This window comes from Streptomyces sp. NPDC043726 (genome assembly GCF_056436565.1).
Genome location: NZ_JBWKCI010000003.1, coordinates 257,858 through 276,744, shown reverse-complemented (window position 1 = coordinate 276,744; position 18,887 = coordinate 257,858). Strand labels below are relative to the sequence as shown.

Below are 18,887 nucleotides of genomic sequence, written 5' to 3'. Positions count from 1 at the left end.
CGGGCTCCAGTAGGGGGCCCGCGTCGACGGGCCCCATGAGGTGGTACGGCTGGTCAGTCGGCGAAGTTGGCGCCGAAGTACGGCGAACCGGTGGTCGAGACGCCCGCGTTGCCCGGCGAGACGGTCCTGGCGCCGGTGGTGGTGATCTTCGTGCCGTTGGAGGGCAGGTGGACGACCGAGCCGTCGCCGGAGTTCTCGCCGGAGCCGACGATCAGGTCGGCCCTGCCGTCGCCGGTGAGGTCGTCGAGCTTGAGGTCCATGCCGAAGAAGTCGTCGTCCTCGTCGCTGCCGGGGACCCCGGCGGTGGACTGGGCGAAGGACTGGGCGCCCGAGGAGGTGTTCAGGCCGCTGGGGCCGCCGTAGAGGAGGGTGACCGCCCCGGTGTTGGTGGCGGCGCCGATGTTCTCGCCCGCGACACCGATCGCCAGGTCGAGGAAGCCGTCGCCGTTGATGTCGCCGAGGTCCAGCTCGTGGCCGAAGTAGTCGTTGCCCTCGGAGGTGCCGGGGACGTTGCCGGTGTCCTGGGTGATGCCGGTGGCGGTGCCGGGGCCGTCGACGGTGCCGTAGGTCACCCAGACCTTGCCGCCCTTGGCGGCGTTGGGGACGGTGGTGCCGTTGTCGAGGGTGTTGTTCCAGTAGGCGCCGCTGACGATGTCGCCGAAGCCGTCCTGGTCGATGTCGCCGATCGCGGTGATGACGCCGGGCTTGAGGGTCTTGATGCCGGACCCGGTCAGGCCGCCGGAGGAGCCGGGGATGAAGTAGTTGGTGTTCCAGCCGTACTGGGTCTGCGTCTCGTAGCCGTCGACGACGAGGTCGGTGCGGCCGTCGCCGTTGACGTCACCGGCGGTCAGGTTCATCGGGCCGCCCGCGTCCGAGCCCATGATCGGGGGCTTGACGGTGGAGCGGCTGCCCGGGGTGCCGGTGGCGGAGAAGCCGCCCTTGAGGACGTGGACGGTGGCGCTGTTCGCGCCGACGGCGAGGTCGGCCTTGCCGTCGCCGTCGAAGTCGCCCGCGGCGAGGTTGTTGCCCCAGAAGTCGTGCGAGGAGGCGGCCGGGTCGGCGACGGTGGCGCCCCTGCCGGTGATGCCGGAGGCCGAGCCCCACAGGATCGCGAGGGAACCGCCGTCGGTGTCGCTGCCCATGTCCTCGCCCGGGGAGCCCACGGCGATGTCGTCGTAGCCGTCGCCGTTGAAGTCGGCGAACGCGGTGTCGACGCCGAAGGCGTCGCCGGTCTCGGCGGTGCCCGGGGTGCCGGTGGTGTTCTGGCTGACGGTGACGCGCTTGGTGGCGGAGACACCGGAGGCCGAGCCGTAGAGGACGACCAGCTGACCGGCGTTCTTCTTGCCGTTGACGTAGGCGCCGCTCGCGGAGAAGGCGACGTCCCCGACCCCGTCGCCGTTGAAGTCGGCCTTCGCGGTGGTGGTGGAGTCCGCGGCCGTCGCGGTCGCGGCCGTGAACGTGAGCAGACCGCCCGTCAGAGCGGCGGCGGTGGCCGTCGCGAGGGCGAGTCGCAGCGTCTGGTGCATGCGGGTTCTCCTGCTGCATGCGGGATGCCTGGCGGGGCATCCGCAGTCGATGGGGGTGCGGCCGGGCACGTTCTCCGGGCGTTGGCCCGCGGTTCACGCCTCGGTCGGCGATCACAAGACCCGCACAGATGACCAAGGGTTGTACGTGAGTTCGGTAAATTTTTGAACCAACTGTGAGCCGGTGGCGCGTCAGTGGCTCAGGAAGGCGGCGGTGGAGAAGGTGACCGCCGGTTCACGCGCGACCAGGCCCTTCTTCCGCCCCGGATACACCGCGACGGTGTCGCGCGTTTCGCTCCGATACGTCCGTACCGTGAGGTCGGCCAGTCCGTCGCCGTCGAGATCGGCGACCGACAGCACGCGGGTGGTGCCGGTCGCGGGCGGCTCGACGGTCACGAGGCCGGCCGGGGAGGGGCCCGTCGTCCGGCCGGGGAAGAGCCGCAGCCGGGAGCCGCTGGAGACCAGCTCGCTCAGTCCGTCCCCGTCGAAGTCGGCGGCGTCCAGCATCGAGCCGGGGGAGCCGAGGGTGCCGCGCACGGCCGTGGGCAGGTCGTAGCGCAGGGACGTTTCCCCCATGGCCCCGACGGCCGCGTCCAGCGCGGTGCCCCTGCCGAAGGCGCCGAGCGCGACGTCGATGCCGGCGGGCAGGACGGCGCCGGTACGGGCCGGGCCGTCCGGTCCGCCGAGGACGACGGCGCTGGGACCGGTTCCCTCGGCGGTACGGACGAGCAGGTCGTCGTAGCCGTCGCGGTCGACGTCGGCGGCGGGGCCGGTGGGGACGTTGCCCAGTGCGGCGACCGGTGCGGTGGCGGCCCTGGGGGCGCCCTCGCGGCTGAACGGGCCGCGCAGGAAGCTCAGCCGGCCGCCCGAGGCGTGCAGGACCAGGTCGGCGGCCTCGTCGCCGTCGAAGTCGCCGCACACCGGGTAGTCGGGCCAGTCGTTGCCGACGCGCGCCCGGGCCGGGACGACGAGGGTGACGGCCTTGCCGGTCAGGCCCTTCGGGGAGCCGAACAGCACCTGGAGCGGGACTGGGGGCCGCCCCTGGCCGTCGTAGGGCGGATCGGTGGAGACGAGCAGGTCGGTGAAGCCGTCGCCGTCCAGGTCGCAGCTCGCCTCGGCGTCGAAGAGGGCGGGGAGCCGGCCGTCGACCGGGGCGGCGTTCCGCTCGGGGCCGAGCAGTCGCCGGGTGCCGGGAACGAGTCCGCGGGCGCCGCCGTAGACGATGCCGATGCCGGGGTCGTCGGCGTGCGCCTGTGCCTTGACCAGGTCGTCGAGGACGAGGTCGCGGTGGCCGTCGCCGTTGAAGTCGTCCTGGGTGCGACTGCCGTCGCCGCGGGGGACCGGGAGCTGGGCCGGGCCGCGGGCGACCTGGACCGAGGGGGAGGGCACCGGGGCCGCGGTGTCCGGGTGGGAACCGCAGGCGGCGAGGAGCAGCAGGGCGGAACAGCCCAGAGCCGCGGACCGGTTCCGTATGCGCACCATGCACCTCGTCTGCCTCAGGAGTAACGCCCCATGATGCATCTGTTCGAGAGAGGGCGACAGGGGTAGGTAGGTGCCGCGCACGGCCGCCGCTGAGTACTCGTACTCATGTCCGGCCGCTCTCGGCGGTCCACTGTGGACAGCGTCAACCCACGGACCGACATCAGGGGGACCCGCGATGGGCAAGGACTCTCGAATACGGCGGCTGCTCGCGCTGGCCTCGGACAACTGGGCGGCCCGGGGCTACTGGGCGCTCTTCACGGCCTCCGTCGGCGTCGCCCTCGTCGCCCCGGACAGCCTCGCGGCCTCGCTCCCGCTGCTGCTCACGGCGCCCTGGGCCGGCCTGGCGATGTTCGTCCCGGTCGACCCCGGCGCCGATGCCACCGGGGCGGTCCAGGTGCTCGCCCTGTCCGGCGGGGCCGTCTGGCTGCTGCTGTGCGCGCTGGTGAACGCCGCCGCGTTCGGTGCCCTCACCCACCACGTCCGCGACAGCCGTGCCGCGCGGCACGCGTGAACCGACCCCGCAAAGGACCTGACATGGAGCGTTCCGCCCGCCCTCGCCGCCGTAGCATCCGGGCCCTGCTGGCGCCCGCGACGGACAACTGGCTCTCGCGCGGCTACCTCGCCGTTGTCGCGGCCTCGATCGGCTTCTTCCTCTACGCGGCCTACCTGACGCCCGACACCGGATTCGCCGCGATCTGGCCGGTCATGACCACGGCCCCCCTCGGCTTCCTGGCCTTCTTCGTGACCACGCCCGTCATGGGCGTGGAGTGGCTGAGCCCGGCCGTCTTCAGCGCCGCCACGGCGGCCGCCGGCCTGGTCAACGCCAGGCTGCTCGGTCTGCTGGCCCGCGGCCTGCGCACTCCGCGGCCCCGGCCCGCCGGTCACTGATACGGCTGCCGCTGCGGCTGCCCGTACGGCTGCTGACCGCCCCCGGCGGACTGCGCCTGAAGCTGCTCCGCCTGTTCCTTCGTCACCTGCTGCTCGGCGCCGCAGAAGGTGCACTGGGTCTGGTACTTCGTCGAGAACGGGAACAACGGCACGAAGAACAGGGTGAACTTGGTGACCCGCTTGCGCAGGGTGTGCGCGGCGGGGTTGCCGCACTGCCCGCAGACCAGCGTGAGGATCGCCAGCTGGTAGAGGTAGCTCTTGGTACCAAAGATGATCATCTCAGGGTCCCTCTCGATCGGTTCCTTCTCCATACTGCCCGCCTCGGCCATGTGCACGAGCACTGCGCGAGCAACGACGGACGCCCCCCACCCGGTCGGGCAGGGGGCGTCCGGCGTACGGAAGGGGCCGCTACTTCACCGGCTCCGGCTCCGGCTCGTTCTCCGGCTCCGTCGCGTCCTCCGGGTCGACCGGGGTCTTGACGGACTCCAGCAGGAGCTGGGCGACGTCGACGACCTGGATCGACTCCTTGGCCTTGCCGTCGTTCTTCTTGCCGTTGACCGAGTCCGTGAGCATGACCAGGCAGAACGGGCAGGCCGTGGACACGATGTCCGGGTTGGTGGAGAGAGCCTCGTCGACGCGCTCGTTGTTGATGCGCTTGCCGATCCGCTCCTCCATCCACATCCGCGCACCACCGGCGCCACAGCAGAAGCCGCGCTCCTTGTGGCGGTGCATCTCCTCGTTCCTGAGGCCCGGGACGCTGGCGATGATCTCGCGCGGAGGCGTGTAGATCTTGTTGTGGCGGCCCAGGTAGCAGGGGTCGTGGTAGGTGATGATGCCCTCGACCGGGGTCACCGGGACCAGCTTGCCCTCGTCCACCAGGTGCTGGAGGAGCTGGGTGTGGTGGATGACCTCGTAGTCGCCGCCGATCTGCGGGTACTCGTTGCCGATCGTGTTGAGGCAGTGCGGGCAGGTGGCGACGATCTTCTTCGCGGACTTCGGCTTCGCCGACTCCGGAGTGACCTTGCCGTCCTCGTCCATCTCCTCGCCGAACGCCATGTTCAGCGCCGCGACATTCTCCATGCCGAGCTCCTGGAACAGGGGCTCGTTGCCGAGGCGGCGGGCGGAGTCACCGGTGCACTTCTCGTCGCCGCCCATGATCGCGAACTTGACGCCCGCCATGTGGAGGAGCTCGGCGAAGGCCTTGGTGGTCTTCTTGGCGCGGTCCTCCAGGGCGCCGGCGCAGCCGACCCAGTACAGGTACTCGACCTCGGTGAGGTCCTCGATGTCCTTGCCGACGACCGGCACCTCGAAGTCGACTTCCTTCGTCCACTCCAGGCGCTGCTTCTTGGCCAGGCCCCAGGGGTTGCCCTTCTTCTCCAGGTTCTTGAGCATCGTGCCCGCCTCGGACGGGAACGCGGACTCGATCATCACCTGGTAGCGGCGCATGTCGACGATGTGGTCGATGTGCTCGATGTCCACCGGGCACTGCTCGACACAGGCGCCGCAGGTGGTGCAGGACCACAGGACGTCCGGGTCGATGACGCCGTTCTCCTCGGCGGTGCCGATGAGCGGCCGCTCGGCCTCCGCCAGGGCGGTGGCAGGGACGTCCTTGAGCTGCTCCTCGGACGCCTTCTCCTCGCCCTCCATCGTCTTGCCGCCGCCGGCCAGCAGGTACGGCGCCTTGGCGTGGGCGTGGTCCCGCAGCGACATGATCAGCAGCTTCGGGGAGAGCGGCTTGCCGGTGTTCCAGGCGGGGCACTGCGACTGGCAGCGGCCGCACTCGGTGCAGGTGGAGAAGTCCAGCAGGCCCTTCCAGGAGAACTGCTCGACCTGGGAGACGCCGAAGACGTCGTCCTCGCCCGGGTCCTCGAAGTTGATCGGCTTGCCGCCGGAGGTCATCGGCAGCAGCGCGCCCAGCGAGGTGCCGCCGTCGGCGTTGCGCTTGAACCAGATGTTCGGGAAGCCGAGGAAGCGGTGCCAGGCCACACCCATGTCGGTCTTCAGGGAGACCGTGATCATCCAGATGAAGGAGGCCGCGATCTTCAGCGCCGCGAAGAAGTAGGTGAGGTTCTGCAGCGTGGAGAGGTCCAGGCCCTCCAGCGCGGAGACCACCGGGTACGAGATGAAGAAGGAGGCCTCGTAGCTGTCCACGTGGTGCTGGGCGCCCTCGAGCGCGTGCAGCATGAAGATGCAGACGCCGACGATGAGGATGATCGTCTCGACGAAGTACGCCTGGCCCGTGTTGGAGCCCGCGAACCGGGACTTGCGGCCCGCTCCGCCCGGCCGCGACAGCTGCCGGATCACGATCAGCACCAGGATGCCGAGCACGGTCATGGTGCCGATGAACTCGACGAAGACGTTGTACGGCGCCCATTCGCCGACGATCGGCAGCAGCCAGTCGGCCTGGAAGAGCTGGCCGACGGCGTTCACGATCGTCAGCAGCAGGGTGTAGAAGCCGATCGCCACGAACCAGTGCGCGATGCCGACGACGCCCCAGCGGTTCATCCGGGTGTGGCCGAGGAACTCCTTGGCCACGGTGATGGTCCGCAGGACGGGGTCGTTGGTCCGGGTCCCGGCCGGGAGGGGCTGGCCGAGCATCATGAAGCGGACGATCTGCAGGACGGCTCGGCCGAACAGGGCGATGCCGACCGCCATGAGGACCATCGACACGATGATCGCGGCGAGTTGCATTGGGGCTCTCCTCGGGCCTGCGAGGGGTCTTCAGGGGGTTCTTCGGAAGGGTGCTTCGAAAGGGTGCTTCGAGATTACTAAGCGGTAACTTATGCAGTCCGTCTGAGACTACCCGCATCCTCCGTCGCACTGTAGTCAGCCACTCGGTGATCTGTGTCGCTGAGGGTTGCCTTAAGAACCGATCGTGTTATTCACGCCAAATTAGTACCTACGCCACTAATTTAGATCCGTGCTCTACGGGATCGCCGCCGCCACCACCGCCCTGCTCCTCGCCGCCGTCCTCACTGCCCTGGTCCGCGCCCCCGCCCTGCGCCTGGGACTGCTGGACCGGCGGCGCCAGCGGGCCCTGCCGCTCGGCGGCGGCGCGGCCGTCGTCCTCGTCACCTGCCTGATCGCGGCGGCCGGCGACTGGACCGGCGTCGCCCCGCTCGGCTCCGGCATCCCCCGGCTGCTGGTCGCGGGCGCCGCCGTCGCCGCCCTCGGCCTGGTCGCCGACGCGCGCCGGGTCAAGGCGCGGTTCCTGGTCGGCGGTACGGCCGTGGCGGCGGCCTGCGCGGTGCCGCACGAGGAGACCGGGGTGGCCGGCGGTGTCGCCGCCGTCTGCTGGATCGTGGCCGTGACCCTGGCCTTCCGGGCCCTGGACCACGCCGACGCGCTCGCCGGGACCGTCGGGGTGGTCACCGCCTTCGGGGTCGGCGCCTGTGCGGCGGCGGAGGTGATGGACGGGCTCGCGGTGCTGCTGAGCGTGCTGGCCGCCGCGCTCACCGGGTTCCTGATGCACAACTGGCATCCCGCGCGCGTGGGCCTCGGTGCCTGTGGCTCGCTGTTCGCCGGGTTCGTGCTCGCCGCGGCGGCCGTGCTGACCCGCACGGGGCACGAAGGGGCCACGAGCGCCGGGGTGCTGTACGCGCTCACCGCCGTCGCGAGCGCCGATGTCGTGCTGGTCGTCCTGGCGCGGCGGCTCGGCGGCCGGCCACTGCTGCGCCGGGGCCCCGACCATCTCGCCCACCGGCTGCGGCGGCTCGGGCTGACTCCGCAGGGCGCGACCGTCGTCCTCGGTGCCGGGGCCTTCGGCGGGGTGCTCACCGGGGTGCTGGTGCACCTGGGATGGCTCGCCGCCTCGGGGGTGTGGTGGGTGGGGGCGGGCGCCCTGATCGCCGTACTCCTGCTGCTGAGAGTCAAGCGGACGCAGCCTCGGCGAACCACGTCTGTGCAGGTCAGGCCGCAGTTGCGTGTAAGGAACGGATAAGAGTTGAGCCTCACAGACTCAGGTCTGTTGACCGAGCGGGGCGGCTCATGCACACTTGAGTCCGTTCCACTCAAGTCAGCTGGAGGAATCAACCATGGCACGTGCGGTCGGCATCGACCTGGGCACGACTAACTCCGTCGTCAGCGTTCTGGAGGGCGGCGAGCCCACCGTCATCACCAACGCCGAGGGTGCCAGGACCACGCCGTCCGTCGTCGCCTTCGCGAAGAACGGTGAGGTGCTGGTCGGCGAGGTCGCCAAGCGCCAGGCGGTCACGAACGTGGACCGGACCATCCGCTCCGTCAAGCGTCACATGGGCACGGACTGGAAGGTCGAGCTCGACGGGAAGCCCTTCAACCCGCAGCAGATGTCCGCGTTCATCCTGCAGAAGCTGAAGCGCGACGCCGAGTCCTACCTGGGCGAGAAGGTGACCGACGCGGTCATCACCGTTCCCGCGTACTTCAACGACTCCGAGCGTCAGGCGACGAAGGAGGCCGGCGAGATCGCCGGTCTGAACGTCCTGCGCATCGTCAACGAGCCCACCGCGGCCGCCCTGGCCTACGGCCTCGACAAGGACGACCAGACGATCCTCGTCTTCGACCTCGGTGGCGGCACCTTCGACGTCTCGCTGCTGGAGATCGGCGACGGCGTCGTCGAGGTGAAGGCCACCAACGGCGACAACCACCTCGGTGGTGACGACTGGGACCAGCGCGTCGTCGACTACCTGGTCAAGCAGTTCCAGTCCGGCCACGGCGTGGACCTGTCCAAGGACAAGATGGCCCTCCAGCGCCTCCGCGAGGCCGCCGAGAAGGCCAAGATCGAGCTGTCCTCCTCGACGGAGACCTCGATCAACCTGCCCTACATCACCGCCTCCGCCGAGGGCCCCCTGCACCTCGACGAGAAGCTCACCCGCGCCCAGTTCCAGCAGCTGACCGCGGACCTGCTGGAGCGCTGCAAGACGCCGTTCCACAACGTCATCAAGGACGCCGGCATCGCCCTCGGCGAGATCGACCACGTCGTCCTCGTCGGCGGCTCCACCCGCATGCCCGCCGTCGCCGAGCTCGTCAAGGAGCTGACCGGCGGCAAGGAGGCCAACAAGGGTGTGAACCCGGACGAGGTCGTCGCCATCGGCGCCTCGCTCCAGGCCGGTGTCCTCAAGGGCGAGGTCAAGGACGTCCTGCTCCTCGACGTCACCCCGCTGTCCCTCGGTATCGAGACCAAGGGCGGCATCATGACGAAGCTCATCGAGCGCAACACCACGATCCCGACCAAGCGCTCCGAGATCTTCACGACGGCCGAGGACAACCAGCCGTCCGTGCAGATCCAGGTCTACCAGGGCGAGCGCGAGATCGCGGCGTACAACAAGAAGCTCGGGATGTTCGAGCTGACCGGTCTGCCGCCGGCCCCGCGTGGCGTCCCGCAGATCGAGGTCTCCTTCGACATCGACGCCAACGGCATCATGCACGTGACCGCCAAGGACCTGGGCACGGGCAAGGAGCAGAAGATGACCGTCACCGGCGGCTCCTCGCTGCCGAAGGACGAGGTCGACCGCATGCGCCAGGAGGCCGAGCAGTACGCGGAGGAGGACCACAAGCGCCGCGAGGCCGCCGAGGTCCGCAACCAGGGCGAGCAGCTCGTCTACCAGACCGAGAAGTTCCTCAAGGACAACGAGGACAAGGTCCCGGGCGAGATCAAGACCGAGGTCGAGGCCTCCGTCGAGGAGCTGAAGGCCGCGCTCAAGGGCGAGGACACCGCCGAGATCCGCACCGCCACCGAGAAGGTCGCCGCGGTCTCGCAGAAGCTCGGCCAGGCCATGTACGCGGACGCCCAGGGCGCCCAGGCCGCCGGCGGTGCCGCCGCCGGTGACGAGGCCCCGAAGGCCGACGACGACGTCGTCGACGCCGAGATCGTCGACGACGAGCGCAAGGACGGTGCCGCGTGACGGAGGAGACCCCGGGCTTCGAGGAGAAGCCCGACGTCCCCTCCGGCGCCACCCCCGAAGACGCCGAGGCGAAGGCCGCCACCCCGCCCAGCGGTGAGGGGGCGGCCCCGGCCGGGGACGTAACCGCAGATGCCGCTCTGGTCGCGCAGCTGGACCAGGTCCGTACCGCGCTCGGTGAGCGCACCGCGGACCTCCAGCGGCTCCAGGCCGAGTACCAGAACTACCGCCGCCGCGTGGAGCGGGACCGGATCACGGTGCGGGAGATCGCCATCGCGAACCTCCTGACCGAGCTCCTGCCCGTGCTCGACGACATCGGCCGCGCCCGGGAACACGGCGAGCTCCTCGGCGGATTCAAGTCCGTCGCGGAGTCGCTGGAGACCGTCGCGGCGAAGATGGGTCTGCAGCAGTTCGGCAAGGAGGGCGAGCCCTTCGACCCGACGATCCACGAGGCCCTGATGCACAGCTACGCCCCGGACGTCACCGAGACGACCTGCGTCGCGATCCTCCAGCCGGGGTATCGCATCGGCGAGCGCACCATCCGCCCCGCGCGGGTGGCCGTCGCCGAACCGCAGCCGGGCGCGCAGACCGTCAAGGCCGAGGAGGCGTCCGAGGCCGCCGAGGAGAAGGACAACGGCCCTGAGGAGGGCTGAGGTCGTAGTTTCCGACAGGAAGGAGGGACGTCGGGGATGAGCACCAAGGACTTCATCGAGAAGGACTACTACAAGGTCCTCGGCGTCCCCAAGGACGCCACCGAGGCCGAGATCAAGAAGGCGTACCGGAAGCTCGCCCGCGAGTTCCACCCGGACGCCAACAAGGGCAACGCCAAGGCCGAGGAGCGCTTCAAGGAGATCTCCGAGGCCAACGACATCCTCGGCGACCCCAAGAAGCGCAAGGAGTACGACGAGGCGCGCGCCCTCTTCGGCAACGGCGGGTTCCGTCCGGGGCCGGGGGCGGGCGGCGGCTCGTTCAACTTCGACCTGGGCGACCTCTTCGGAGGCGGCGCCCAGGGCGGCGGGGCCTCCGGCGGCTTCGGCGGCGGCATCGGTGACGTCTTCGGGGGACTGTTCAACCGGGGCGGCTCGGGCACCGGCCGGGTGCAGCCCCGGCGGGGCCAGGACATCGACACCGAGGTGACGCTCACCTTCACCGAGGCGATCGAGGGCGCGACCGTTCCGCTGCGGATGTCCTCGCAGGCTCCCTGCAAGGCCTGTTCCGGCACCGGCGACAAGAACGGCAACCCGCGGGTGTGCCCGACCTGTGTCGGCACCGGACAGGTGGCCCGGGGCTCGGGCGGCGGATTCTCGCTGACCGACCCCTGCCCGGACTGCAAGGGCCGCGGTCTGATGGCCGAGACCCCCTGCGAGGTCTGCAAGGGCAGCGGTCGCGCGAAGTCCTCGCGGACCATGCAGGTGCGCATCCCGGCGGGGGTCAGCGACAACCAGCGCATCCGGCTGCGCGGCAAGGGCGCGCCCGGCGAGCGGGGCGGCCCGTCCGGTGACCTGTACGTCACGGTGCACGTGGACACGCACCCGGTCTTCGGCCGCAAGGGCGACAACCTGACGGTGACGGTTCCGGTGACGTATCCGGAGGCGGCTCTCGGCGGTGAGGTCAGGGTCCCGACCCTGGGCGGACCGCCGGTCACCCTGAAGCTGCCGCCCGGCACGCCCAACGGCCGCACCATGCGCGCCCGGGGCAAGGGCGCGGTCCGCAAGGACGGCACCCGCGGGGATCTGCTGGTCACCGTCGAGGTGAGTGTCCCGAAGGACGTGACGGGGAAGGCTCGTGACGCGCTTGAGGCGTATCGCGAGGCGACCGCGGGTGAGGATCCGCGGGCGGAGCTGTTCCAGGCCGCGAAGGGAGCTTGATGCCAGATGGACGGCCGTCGACGCAATCCGTATGAACTGACCGAGGAGACCCCGGTCTACGTCATCTCGGTGGCGGCCCAGCTGTCCGGCCTGCACCCGCAGACACTGCGCCAGTACGACCGTCTTGGCCTGGTGTCTCCGGACCGCACGGCCGGCCGGGGCCGCCGCTACTCGGCCCGCGACATCGAACTGCTGCGCACCGTCCAGCAGTTGTCGCAGGACGAGGGCATCAACCTGGCCGGCATCAAGCGGATCATCGAGCTGGAGAACCAGGTCGCCGCTCTGCAGAACCGGGTGGCCGAGCTCCAGTCGGCCCTCGACGGCGCCGCCGCCACGATGCAGCAGCGGGAGGCCGCGGTGCACGCCTCGTACCGCCGTGACCTGGTGCCGTACCAGGAGGTGCAGCAGACCAGCGCGCTGGTCGTGTGGCGACCGAAGCGACAGCAGAACGACTGACGCCGGATCACATCCTGGAAGGGGCCGTGGGTTTCACACCCACGGCCCCTTCGGCATTCCGCCACGCGGCGCCCCGAACATGATCACTTTTCAGTCACATAATCTCCATCCGGCCAAGATCACCGGTATACCTCGCACTCCGCCCCCTCATGACCACAGGGGGCCCTGACAAGGAGTTGGAGTGCCACGCACCAACCGAAGACGGTGGCTCCAGGCCGCCGCGGCGCTGACGCTGGCCGGCTTTCTCACCGGCGACCCCTCGCTCGCGTCCCTCCCAGCGCCGGCCGCCGACCCCATCGTGAACAGCCCCGCCCAGGCTGTCACGCTCGGCGACGACAAGCCCGACATAGCCAAGCTGCTCGGGCTGAGCGAGGAGGAGGCCGCCCGGCGCAACGCCAGGATCCAGAACCGGCGCATCGAGCTGCTCTCCCAGCGCACCGAGACCTCCTCGGTGTACGTGAACCCCGACGGCACGCTGACCGCCGAGACCTACGCGGGGCCGGTGCGGGTCAAGCAGGCCGACGGGTCCTGGAGTTACATCGACACCGAGCTCGCCGACGAGGGCACGGCACTGGAACCGGAGACGGCGGCCGCCGACATCACCGTCTCCGACGGCGGCGACAGGAAGCTGGCCTCCGTCGCCAAGGGCGGCGCCTCCATGGCGCTGGGCTGGGAGGAGACCCTGCCCACGCCGACGGTGCAGGACGACACCGCCTCCTACGACCTGGGCGACGGGCAGACCCTGACGGTCACCGCCCTCAAGCAGGGCTTCTCCCAGAACGTGCTCCTCGACGAGGCGCCCAGCGAAGACCTCACCTACCGCATCCCGGTCACCCTCGAGGGCCTGACCCTCTCCGAGGCGGACTCCGGGCGGCTGCTGCTGAAGAACAGCGCGGGCAAGCTGGTCGCCGAGGCCCCGGCGCCGATGATGTGGGACTCCTCCGTCGACAAGCGGTCCGGCGAGTCGAAGCACCTCGCTGCGGTGGACACCGAGATCGAGACCGCGGCCGACGGCTCGCAGACCCTCGTCCTGCGCCCCGAGGCCGCCTACTTCGAGCAGGAACTGACCTACCCGGTCACCGTCGACCCGACCACCACGCTCGCGGTCAGCACCGACACCTGGGTGGCCACCAACTACCCGGACTCCCAGGTCTCCTCGACCGAGCTGAAGTCGGGCACGTACAACGCGGGCGGGACCGTCGCCCGCTCCTTCCTGAAGTTCGACCTGTCGGGCTACGAGGGCGTCCACGTCATCGACACCAACCTGGCCCTGTACTCGTACTGGTCCTCCGCCTGCACGGTGGGCACCGGCACCGCCGTGCGCCGGGTCACGGAGCCCTGGACGTCGTCCGCGGTCACCTGGGCCGACCCGCCGGCCGCGACCACCACCGGACAGGTGATCAACACCGCGGCCAAGGGCTACTCGGCGGACTGCCCGGCCGGCACGCTCAACTTCGACATCGACACCATCGTCAAGGCGTGGACGAGCGGCACCGCCAACCACGGCCTGATGGTCCGGGGCGTGGACGAGACCGACTCCTACACCTGGCGGCGCTTCCACTCCGCGAACCACGTCTCCGGCGACGGCTCGACGGAACCGCACCTGACGATCACGTACAACACGTACCCGGAGGTCCCGGCCGCCCCCACGCCGGCCCCTGTCACCGGCACCGGCGTCGTCACCTCGACCACGCCCGTGCTGTCGACGCTCGTGAACGACGGCGATCCGCAGCGGGCGCGCGCCCAGTACGCCATCGAGCCGGACCCGGCGTACAACGACACGACGTACACGCTGACCACGGACACCCCGTACGTCGACACCATGGAGGTCGCCACCCTCGCCGTACCGGTGGAGAACCCGCTGCCGGACGGCAAGCACCTGCGCGTGCGGGCCCGGGCCTTCGACGGGACCGACTACTCGACGGCCTGGAGCGCGTGGAAGACGTTCACCGTCGACACCTCCAAGGCCGCCGTGCCCGAGGTGCCGAGCGACCTCGCGACCGGTGCCACCGAGACCGCGACGCCACTGCTCACCGGCATCGTCTCGGCCGCCGGCCGGGGAGCCGTGTCCGCCGAGTACCTGCTCTACGACGCTTCCGGCACCGCCGTGGGCGAGCCCCTCACCGCCTCCGTGCAGGACGGCGACCGGGCGGTTGCCAAGGTTCCGGACGGGCTGCTGACCGACGGCTCGACGTACCGGTGGAAGATGCGGGCCTGCGCGGGCGCCGTCTGCTCGGCCTACGGCGCGCTGCAGACGTTCACGCTCGACGTGACCGAGGAGCCCGCGCCCACCGGCACCACCGGCACCGCGCCCGCGGCGGTGACCGACCTCAAGGCGGTGCCCGGGGAGCACGGCGCCCTGGTGACGTGGTCCGCGGCCGAGTTCACCGGTGAGCCGGACGACGTGGTGACCTACACCGTCACCGCGCTGGCCTCCGACGGCACGACGGTCGGCACCAGGACCACTACGGGCCTGGCGGCCGTCTTCGACGACCTGAACGCGGACGCCGGAGACGTCACCCACACCTTCAAGGTGACCGGCAAGAACGCCTACGGCACCGGGCCGGCGGCCACGTCGGGCGGCATCGTCCCGGCGGCCGTGCCGGGCGGTACGGACGTGTACTCGACGGCCGTGCAGGCGTACCACTCCGCCCGGGGCGGCCTCGTCCAGGGCAGCTATGTGGACGCGAACGACGCCGCCGCCAACAGCGCGTACGGCGCCCAGTTCGCCGGCCGGCTCGCCAAGGAGCAGGAGGCGCTGCTGCGGGAGCGGGTCGCGGGCTCCGAGGACGACTCGGACAACGTCTCGCCCGAGGCCACCTTCACCGACGTCCTGGCCATCCCGTCGGCCGACGGCACGAAGGTCACCCTGCGCGCGACGGTGCACACCGCGGACACCATCGTCACCGACGTCAGCACCGCGACCGCCGATCCGACCGACCAGACCGGCGCGACCGAGATGCGCTACACCTTCTCCGCCGGCGCGGAACCGGTGCTGCTCTCGGCGGTCACCGCGTCCGCCAAGGAGGTAGTGGTGCGGCCGACCGCCGCCGCACTGGACGACTTCGCCAACGCCGTCGACGCGGGCCTCCCCGCGGACGGTCTCGAACCCTCGGCGTTCGACGGCGACTCCACGGACACCGGCAGCGACACCACGCAGGTCGCCTACGGGGCTCAGCAGGCCGGCTCCTACCTGCGCACCGGCGCGGCGACCTGGGCCGTGAGCAACTGGAACGCGCCGGCCATGTACGGCCAGGACTGCACCAACTTCGTCTCCCGGGCGATGCACCATGGCGGCAGCATCAGGATGAAGGGCTCCGGGGACGAGAACCACAAGAGCAAGGACTACTGGTGGCGCAAGCCGAACAACTGGATCCACGACGAGACCTGGACCTGGATCAACGCGTCCTACCTGAAGACCTTCATGGAGCGGCACATGTTGCACTCCAAGCGGAACACGAGCAACGCGTTCACCGGTGACATCGTCTTCTACGACTGGACGAACGACGGAAAGGTCGACCACGCCTCGATCATCAGCAAGATCAGCAACGGGAAGATCTACGTGACCCAGCACAACAAGAACTACAAGTACCGCGCCCTGTCGGCCCAGAAGAGCGCCCAGCCGAAGATGAAGATCTGGATCTACCGTCCCCAGCCGGAGTGGTACTGATGCGGCCGGGACCCAAGGTGTGGATCGTCGCCGCGGAGGCGGTCCTGACCCTTCTCGTCGCCCGGACCCTGTGGACCTGGCGTGATGACCCGTACGTCTTCCTCGCGGACGTCCCGTACATGGAGTGGTCCAGCGTCGGGCTCGCGGTCTCGCTGCTGCTGACCCTGGCCCTGGTCACGCGCGAGCAGCTGTGGCCCCGGCGGGTCGGCTGGTCGCTGACGGCGGCGCGGGTGTGCCTGCTGCCGTGCCTCGCGCTGGCGTGGTACCCGGCGATGTCGCCGTACATCTCGCTCTGGTGAGGCGTCACCAGCGGTGAAGGAAGCCGGGCCCGTCTCCACGGGCCCGGCTTCTTCCGGTTACTGCGTCAGGTCCAGCTCCGTCGCGATGACGATCTGGGCCTCGCCGGTCCACTGGAAGGAGGAGTTGCCGTCGTCGTCGACGGCGTCGACGATGAAGCAGCTCTCCTCGCCGTCAGGGACGGTCTCGTACGCGTACGAGGTGGTCTCGGCGGAGACGTAGAAGCCGGGGTACAGGGAGCACACGCGCTCCTCCTCGTCGCCCCACAGCTCGCCCCGGCGGACGACGTAACGCGCCAGGTCGGGCGTGGGGTTGGGGTCCCAGCTGACGTGGAAGCCGTACTCGGTCGGGACGACGGTCACCCCGGTCACCGCGGACGGCGGGGTGAGGTCCGGGCCCTCGCCGCTGACGGAGGTGGACCGCGCGGACTCGTTGCCCGCCGCGTCGAGTGCGGTCACCCGGTAGTGGTAGGTGGCGTCCTCCGTGGTCGAGGTGTCGGCGAAGGAGGTCTCGGCGGTGGCGCCGACCTTCGTGTACGTCCCGTCCGCCGTCGTCGCCCGGTACACCCGGTAGGAGTCCGCCCCCGCGACGGCGGTCCACCTGACCCGGAGCCCGTCCATCTCGGAGGCCGCGCTCAGCCCGCCCGGCACACCCGGCGCCGTCCGGTCCGCGGTGGTGACGGCCAGGGGAGCCGTTCCCGACGACACGTTCCCGGCCTTGTCGTAGGCGCGGACGGTGTACTCGTAGGCGGCGCCGGTCACGGGGAGGGTCGCGTCGGTGTACGACGTCGACGTCGTCGTCGCCAGCGGAGTGCCGGGGAACGAGCCGCCCTTCGCCCGCCGGTAGACCCGGTACCCCGCGAGGTCCATCTCCTTGTTCTTCGTCCAGGTCAGCCCGGCCTTGCCGGTGGCCTGGTCGTAGGAGACGGCGGCGCCCGCCGGGGTGAGCGGGGCGACCTTGTCGACGGAGGCCGAAGTGCGGGGCGTGTAACCGAACTTGACCTTGGCGGAGCCGGTCCAGTTGACGTAGTCGATCCGCAGGGCGTGCTTGCCCTTGGGGAGGTCGAGGTTGACCGTCCTGGACACCGTCGTCGAGACGTTCTTCCAGAGGTTGATCTTCAGGTCGCCGTCGACGTAGACCCGGATGCCGTCCAGCCCGGAGGCGCTGAGGGTGAAAGGCCCGCCGGACCCGAAGTCCCGGGTCACGCTCCACCGCACGCCGAAGCCGTTGCCCGGCAGACCCGTGGCCGGGGCGCCGGTGCCCCAGTTCTGGTCGATCGTGCTGTCGCAGTCGGTCTTCTTCGGTGTGCCGGAGAAGGTGGTGTTCGCGTAGAACGTCCGCTTGAAGACCGGGGAGGTGCAGGTGGTCGCCGCGGAGGCGGGTGCCGCGACGGCGGTGACAAGGCCTGCCGCGGTGGCGAGCACGACCGTGACGGCCGCGCTTCTGGCTGGGTTCATTCGGTCCTCTGGTGGGTCGTGGACTGTCGTGATCACGACTCACGGAGGATCGGGTTGGTTGTACGGAGGGGAGGTAAAGGCCAGTTGGAGGGGGTTCCGCCAGACCTTCACAAGCCAAGCGGAGCGTGGTGTTGCGGACTCGTTAAGTGATTCCGCTTGACGCTGGGGGGCGGTGCCGCGTTGGCTTTTCAGTCAGCTGGGTCGCAATGCTGCGCCCGCGTCCGGAAGGCACCAGAAGTGAGCTCCCCAATGCGTCGTATCGCCATATGCGTGGCCGCGTCCTCGATGACCCTCTCGCTGTCCGCCTGCGGCGCCCTCGGGGTGACGGGGGACAGCGCCGACGCGAGCCCGACCAAGGGCAACGACATCACGGTGGGACTGCTGCTGCCGGAGACGGCCAACAGCCGGTACGACAAGTTCGACCACCCCATCATCCGCGCGAAGGTGGCCGAGCTCACCGAGAACAAGGGCTCGGTCGCCTACGCCAACGCCGACGCGAGCGCCGCCACGCAGAGCACCCAGATGCAGAAGATGATCGACGACAAGGTCGACGTCATCCTGCTGGACGCCGTGGACTCCAAGGCCATCGCGCCCGACGTCCAGAAGGCCAAGGACGCCGGCATCCCGGTCATCGCCTACGACCGCCTCGCCGAGGGTCCGATCGACGCGTACATCTCCTTCGACAACGAGCTGGTCGGCGAGGTCCAGGGCCGCTCCCTGATCGCCGCGCTCGGCGCCGACGTCGACACCTCCACCAAGGTCGTCATGATGAACGGCTCGCCCACCGACCCCAACGCCAAGCAGTTCAAGGCGGGCGCCCTCTCCGAGCTCAACGGCCAGGTGACGATCGCCAAGTCCTACGACACCAAGGACTGGAAGCCGGAGAACGCCGAGGCCAACATGACCCAGGCGATCGAGGCGATCGGCGTCGACAACATCGCCGCCGTCTACTCCGCCAACGACGGCATGGCCGGCGGTGTCATCAAGGCCCTGGAGGCCGCGGGCGTCACCGAGCTGCCGCCGATCACCGGCCAGGACGCCGAACTCGACGCCGTGCAGCGGATCGTCACCGGCGAGCAGTACATGAGCGTGTACAAGTCCTACCCGGAGGAGGCCGAGGCCGCCGCCGAGATGGCCGTGGCGAAGGTCCAGGGCAAGGACATCAAGTTCGACTCCCTCACCGCGGACCGGGTCGACAGCCCCACCACCAAAGAGATCCCGGCCCAGCTCGTCCCCGTGGTCGCGCTGACCCAGGAGAACATCAAGGACACCGTCGTCAACGACGGCATCTACAAGCTCTCCGAGATCTGCGCCGCCAAGTACCAGGAGGCGTGCGCGGAGATCGGCCTGAACGAGTAGGCCGTACAAGA

General features: G+C 70.0%; 15 protein-coding genes. 10 read left to right on the top strand and 5 right to left on the bottom strand.

All coding sequences use genetic code 11. The annotated features are described in order from the left end of the window. Nucleotides 1-53 precede the first annotated feature (53 nt). Together AC068Z_RS10220 and AC068Z_RS10215 are read right to left on the bottom strand one after the other, a co-directional pair. On the bottom strand, nucleotides 54-1,526 hold the full coding sequence (locus AC068Z_RS10220) for an FG-GAP repeat domain-containing protein (RefSeq protein ID WP_478554181.1): 1,473 nt from the start codon (nucleotides 1,524-1,526) through the stop codon (nucleotides 54-56). Nucleotides 1,527-1,715: 189 nt separating this feature from the next. Then, the gene (locus AC068Z_RS10215; RefSeq protein ID WP_478554180.1) at nucleotides 1,716-3,005 is read right to left on the bottom strand and encodes an FG-GAP repeat domain-containing protein; all 1,290 of its coding nucleotides are present in this window, start codon (nucleotides 3,003-3,005) and stop codon (nucleotides 1,716-1,718) included. Nucleotides 3,006-3,180: 175 nt separating this feature from the next. Here AC068Z_RS10215 and AC068Z_RS10210 point away from each other — a divergent pair, with 175 nt between their 5' ends. Further along, nucleotides 3,181-3,516 carry an SCO4225 family membrane protein gene (locus AC068Z_RS10210; RefSeq protein ID WP_478554179.1) on the top strand — a complete coding sequence of 112 codons (336 nt, stop codon included), beginning with the start codon at nucleotides 3,181-3,183 and terminating at the stop codon, nucleotides 3,514-3,516. Nucleotides 3,517-3,539: 23 nt separating this feature from the next. Next, on the top strand, nucleotides 3,540-3,893 hold the full coding sequence (locus AC068Z_RS10205; RefSeq protein ID WP_478554178.1) for an SCO4225 family membrane protein: 354 nt from the start codon (nucleotides 3,540-3,542) through the stop codon (nucleotides 3,891-3,893). Here AC068Z_RS10205 and AC068Z_RS10200 read toward each other — a convergent pair. Both AC068Z_RS10200 and AC068Z_RS10195 read right to left on the bottom strand, forming a co-directional pair. Further along, a complete protein-coding gene (locus AC068Z_RS10200; RefSeq protein ID WP_478554177.1) occupies nucleotides 3,887-4,171 on the bottom strand; it encodes a zinc-ribbon domain-containing protein in 285 nt (94 codons plus the stop codon). The genes AC068Z_RS10205 and AC068Z_RS10200 overlap by 7 nt on opposite strands. A gap of 130 nt (nucleotides 4,172-4,301) precedes the next feature. Further along, nucleotides 4,302-6,584 (bottom strand): (Fe-S)-binding protein, encoded by a 2,283-nt coding sequence (locus AC068Z_RS10195; RefSeq protein ID WP_478554176.1) that lies wholly within the window; start codon nucleotides 6,582-6,584, stop codon nucleotides 4,302-4,304. A 229-nt stretch (nucleotides 6,585-6,813) separates the two neighbouring features. Here AC068Z_RS10195 and AC068Z_RS10190 point away from each other — a divergent pair, with 229 nt between their 5' ends. The 7 genes from AC068Z_RS10190 (at nucleotide 6,814) to AC068Z_RS10160 (ending at nucleotide 16,062) form a co-directional block, all read left to right on the top strand. Next, nucleotides 6,814-7,833: an MraY family glycosyltransferase gene (locus tag AC068Z_RS10190; protein ID WP_478554175.1), complete on the top strand. Its 1,020-nt coding sequence runs from the start codon at nucleotides 6,814-6,816 to the stop codon at nucleotides 7,831-7,833. Nucleotides 7,834-7,927: 94 nt separating this feature from the next. Beyond that, on the top strand, nucleotides 7,928-9,772 hold the full coding sequence (dnaK, locus tag AC068Z_RS10185; RefSeq protein WP_478554174.1) for a molecular chaperone DnaK: 1,845 nt from the start codon (nucleotides 7,928-7,930) through the stop codon (nucleotides 9,770-9,772). Then, entirely contained in the window at nucleotides 9,769-10,422 is a 654-nt protein-coding gene (gene grpE / locus AC068Z_RS10180; RefSeq protein ID WP_478554173.1) for a nucleotide exchange factor GrpE, read from the top strand. Before dnaK ends, grpE begins: the two co-directional genes overlap by 4 nt. A 36-nt stretch (nucleotides 10,423-10,458) precedes the next feature. After that, a complete protein-coding gene (dnaJ, locus tag AC068Z_RS10175) occupies nucleotides 10,459-11,637 on the top strand; it encodes a molecular chaperone DnaJ (RefSeq protein WP_478554172.1) in 1,179 nt (392 codons plus the stop codon). Nucleotides 11,638-11,643: 6 nt separating this feature from the next. Continuing rightward, nucleotides 11,644-12,093, top strand: coding sequence for a heat shock protein transcriptional repressor HspR (locus AC068Z_RS10170; protein WP_478554171.1), 450 nt, complete (start codon nucleotides 11,644-11,646; stop codon nucleotides 12,091-12,093). Nucleotides 12,094-12,274: 181 nt separating this feature from the next. Next, nucleotides 12,275-15,763 (top strand): DNRLRE domain-containing protein, encoded by a 3,489-nt coding sequence (locus tag AC068Z_RS10165; RefSeq protein ID WP_478554169.1) that lies wholly within the window; start codon nucleotides 12,275-12,277, stop codon nucleotides 15,761-15,763. Next, nucleotides 15,763-16,062, top strand: a complete 300-nt coding sequence (locus tag AC068Z_RS10160; protein ID WP_478554168.1) for a hypothetical protein — start codon at nucleotides 15,763-15,765, stop codon at nucleotides 16,060-16,062. The genes AC068Z_RS10165 and AC068Z_RS10160 overlap by 1 nt, the downstream gene beginning before the upstream one ends. A gap of 57 nt (nucleotides 16,063-16,119) precedes the next feature. Here AC068Z_RS10160 and AC068Z_RS10155 read toward each other — a convergent pair whose 3' ends face one another. Further along, a complete protein-coding gene (locus AC068Z_RS10155; protein ID WP_478554166.1) occupies nucleotides 16,120-17,517 on the bottom strand; it encodes a fibronectin type III domain-containing protein in 1,398 nt (465 codons plus the stop codon). Nucleotides 17,518-17,766: 249 nt separating this feature from the next. On the opposite strand from AC068Z_RS10155, the gene AC068Z_RS10150 reads away from it, so the two are divergent. Next, on the top strand, nucleotides 17,767-18,876 hold the full coding sequence (locus tag AC068Z_RS10150) for a sugar ABC transporter substrate-binding protein (RefSeq protein WP_478554536.1): 1,110 nt from the start codon (nucleotides 17,767-17,769) through the stop codon (nucleotides 18,874-18,876). Nucleotides 18,877-18,887 lie beyond the last annotated feature (11 nt).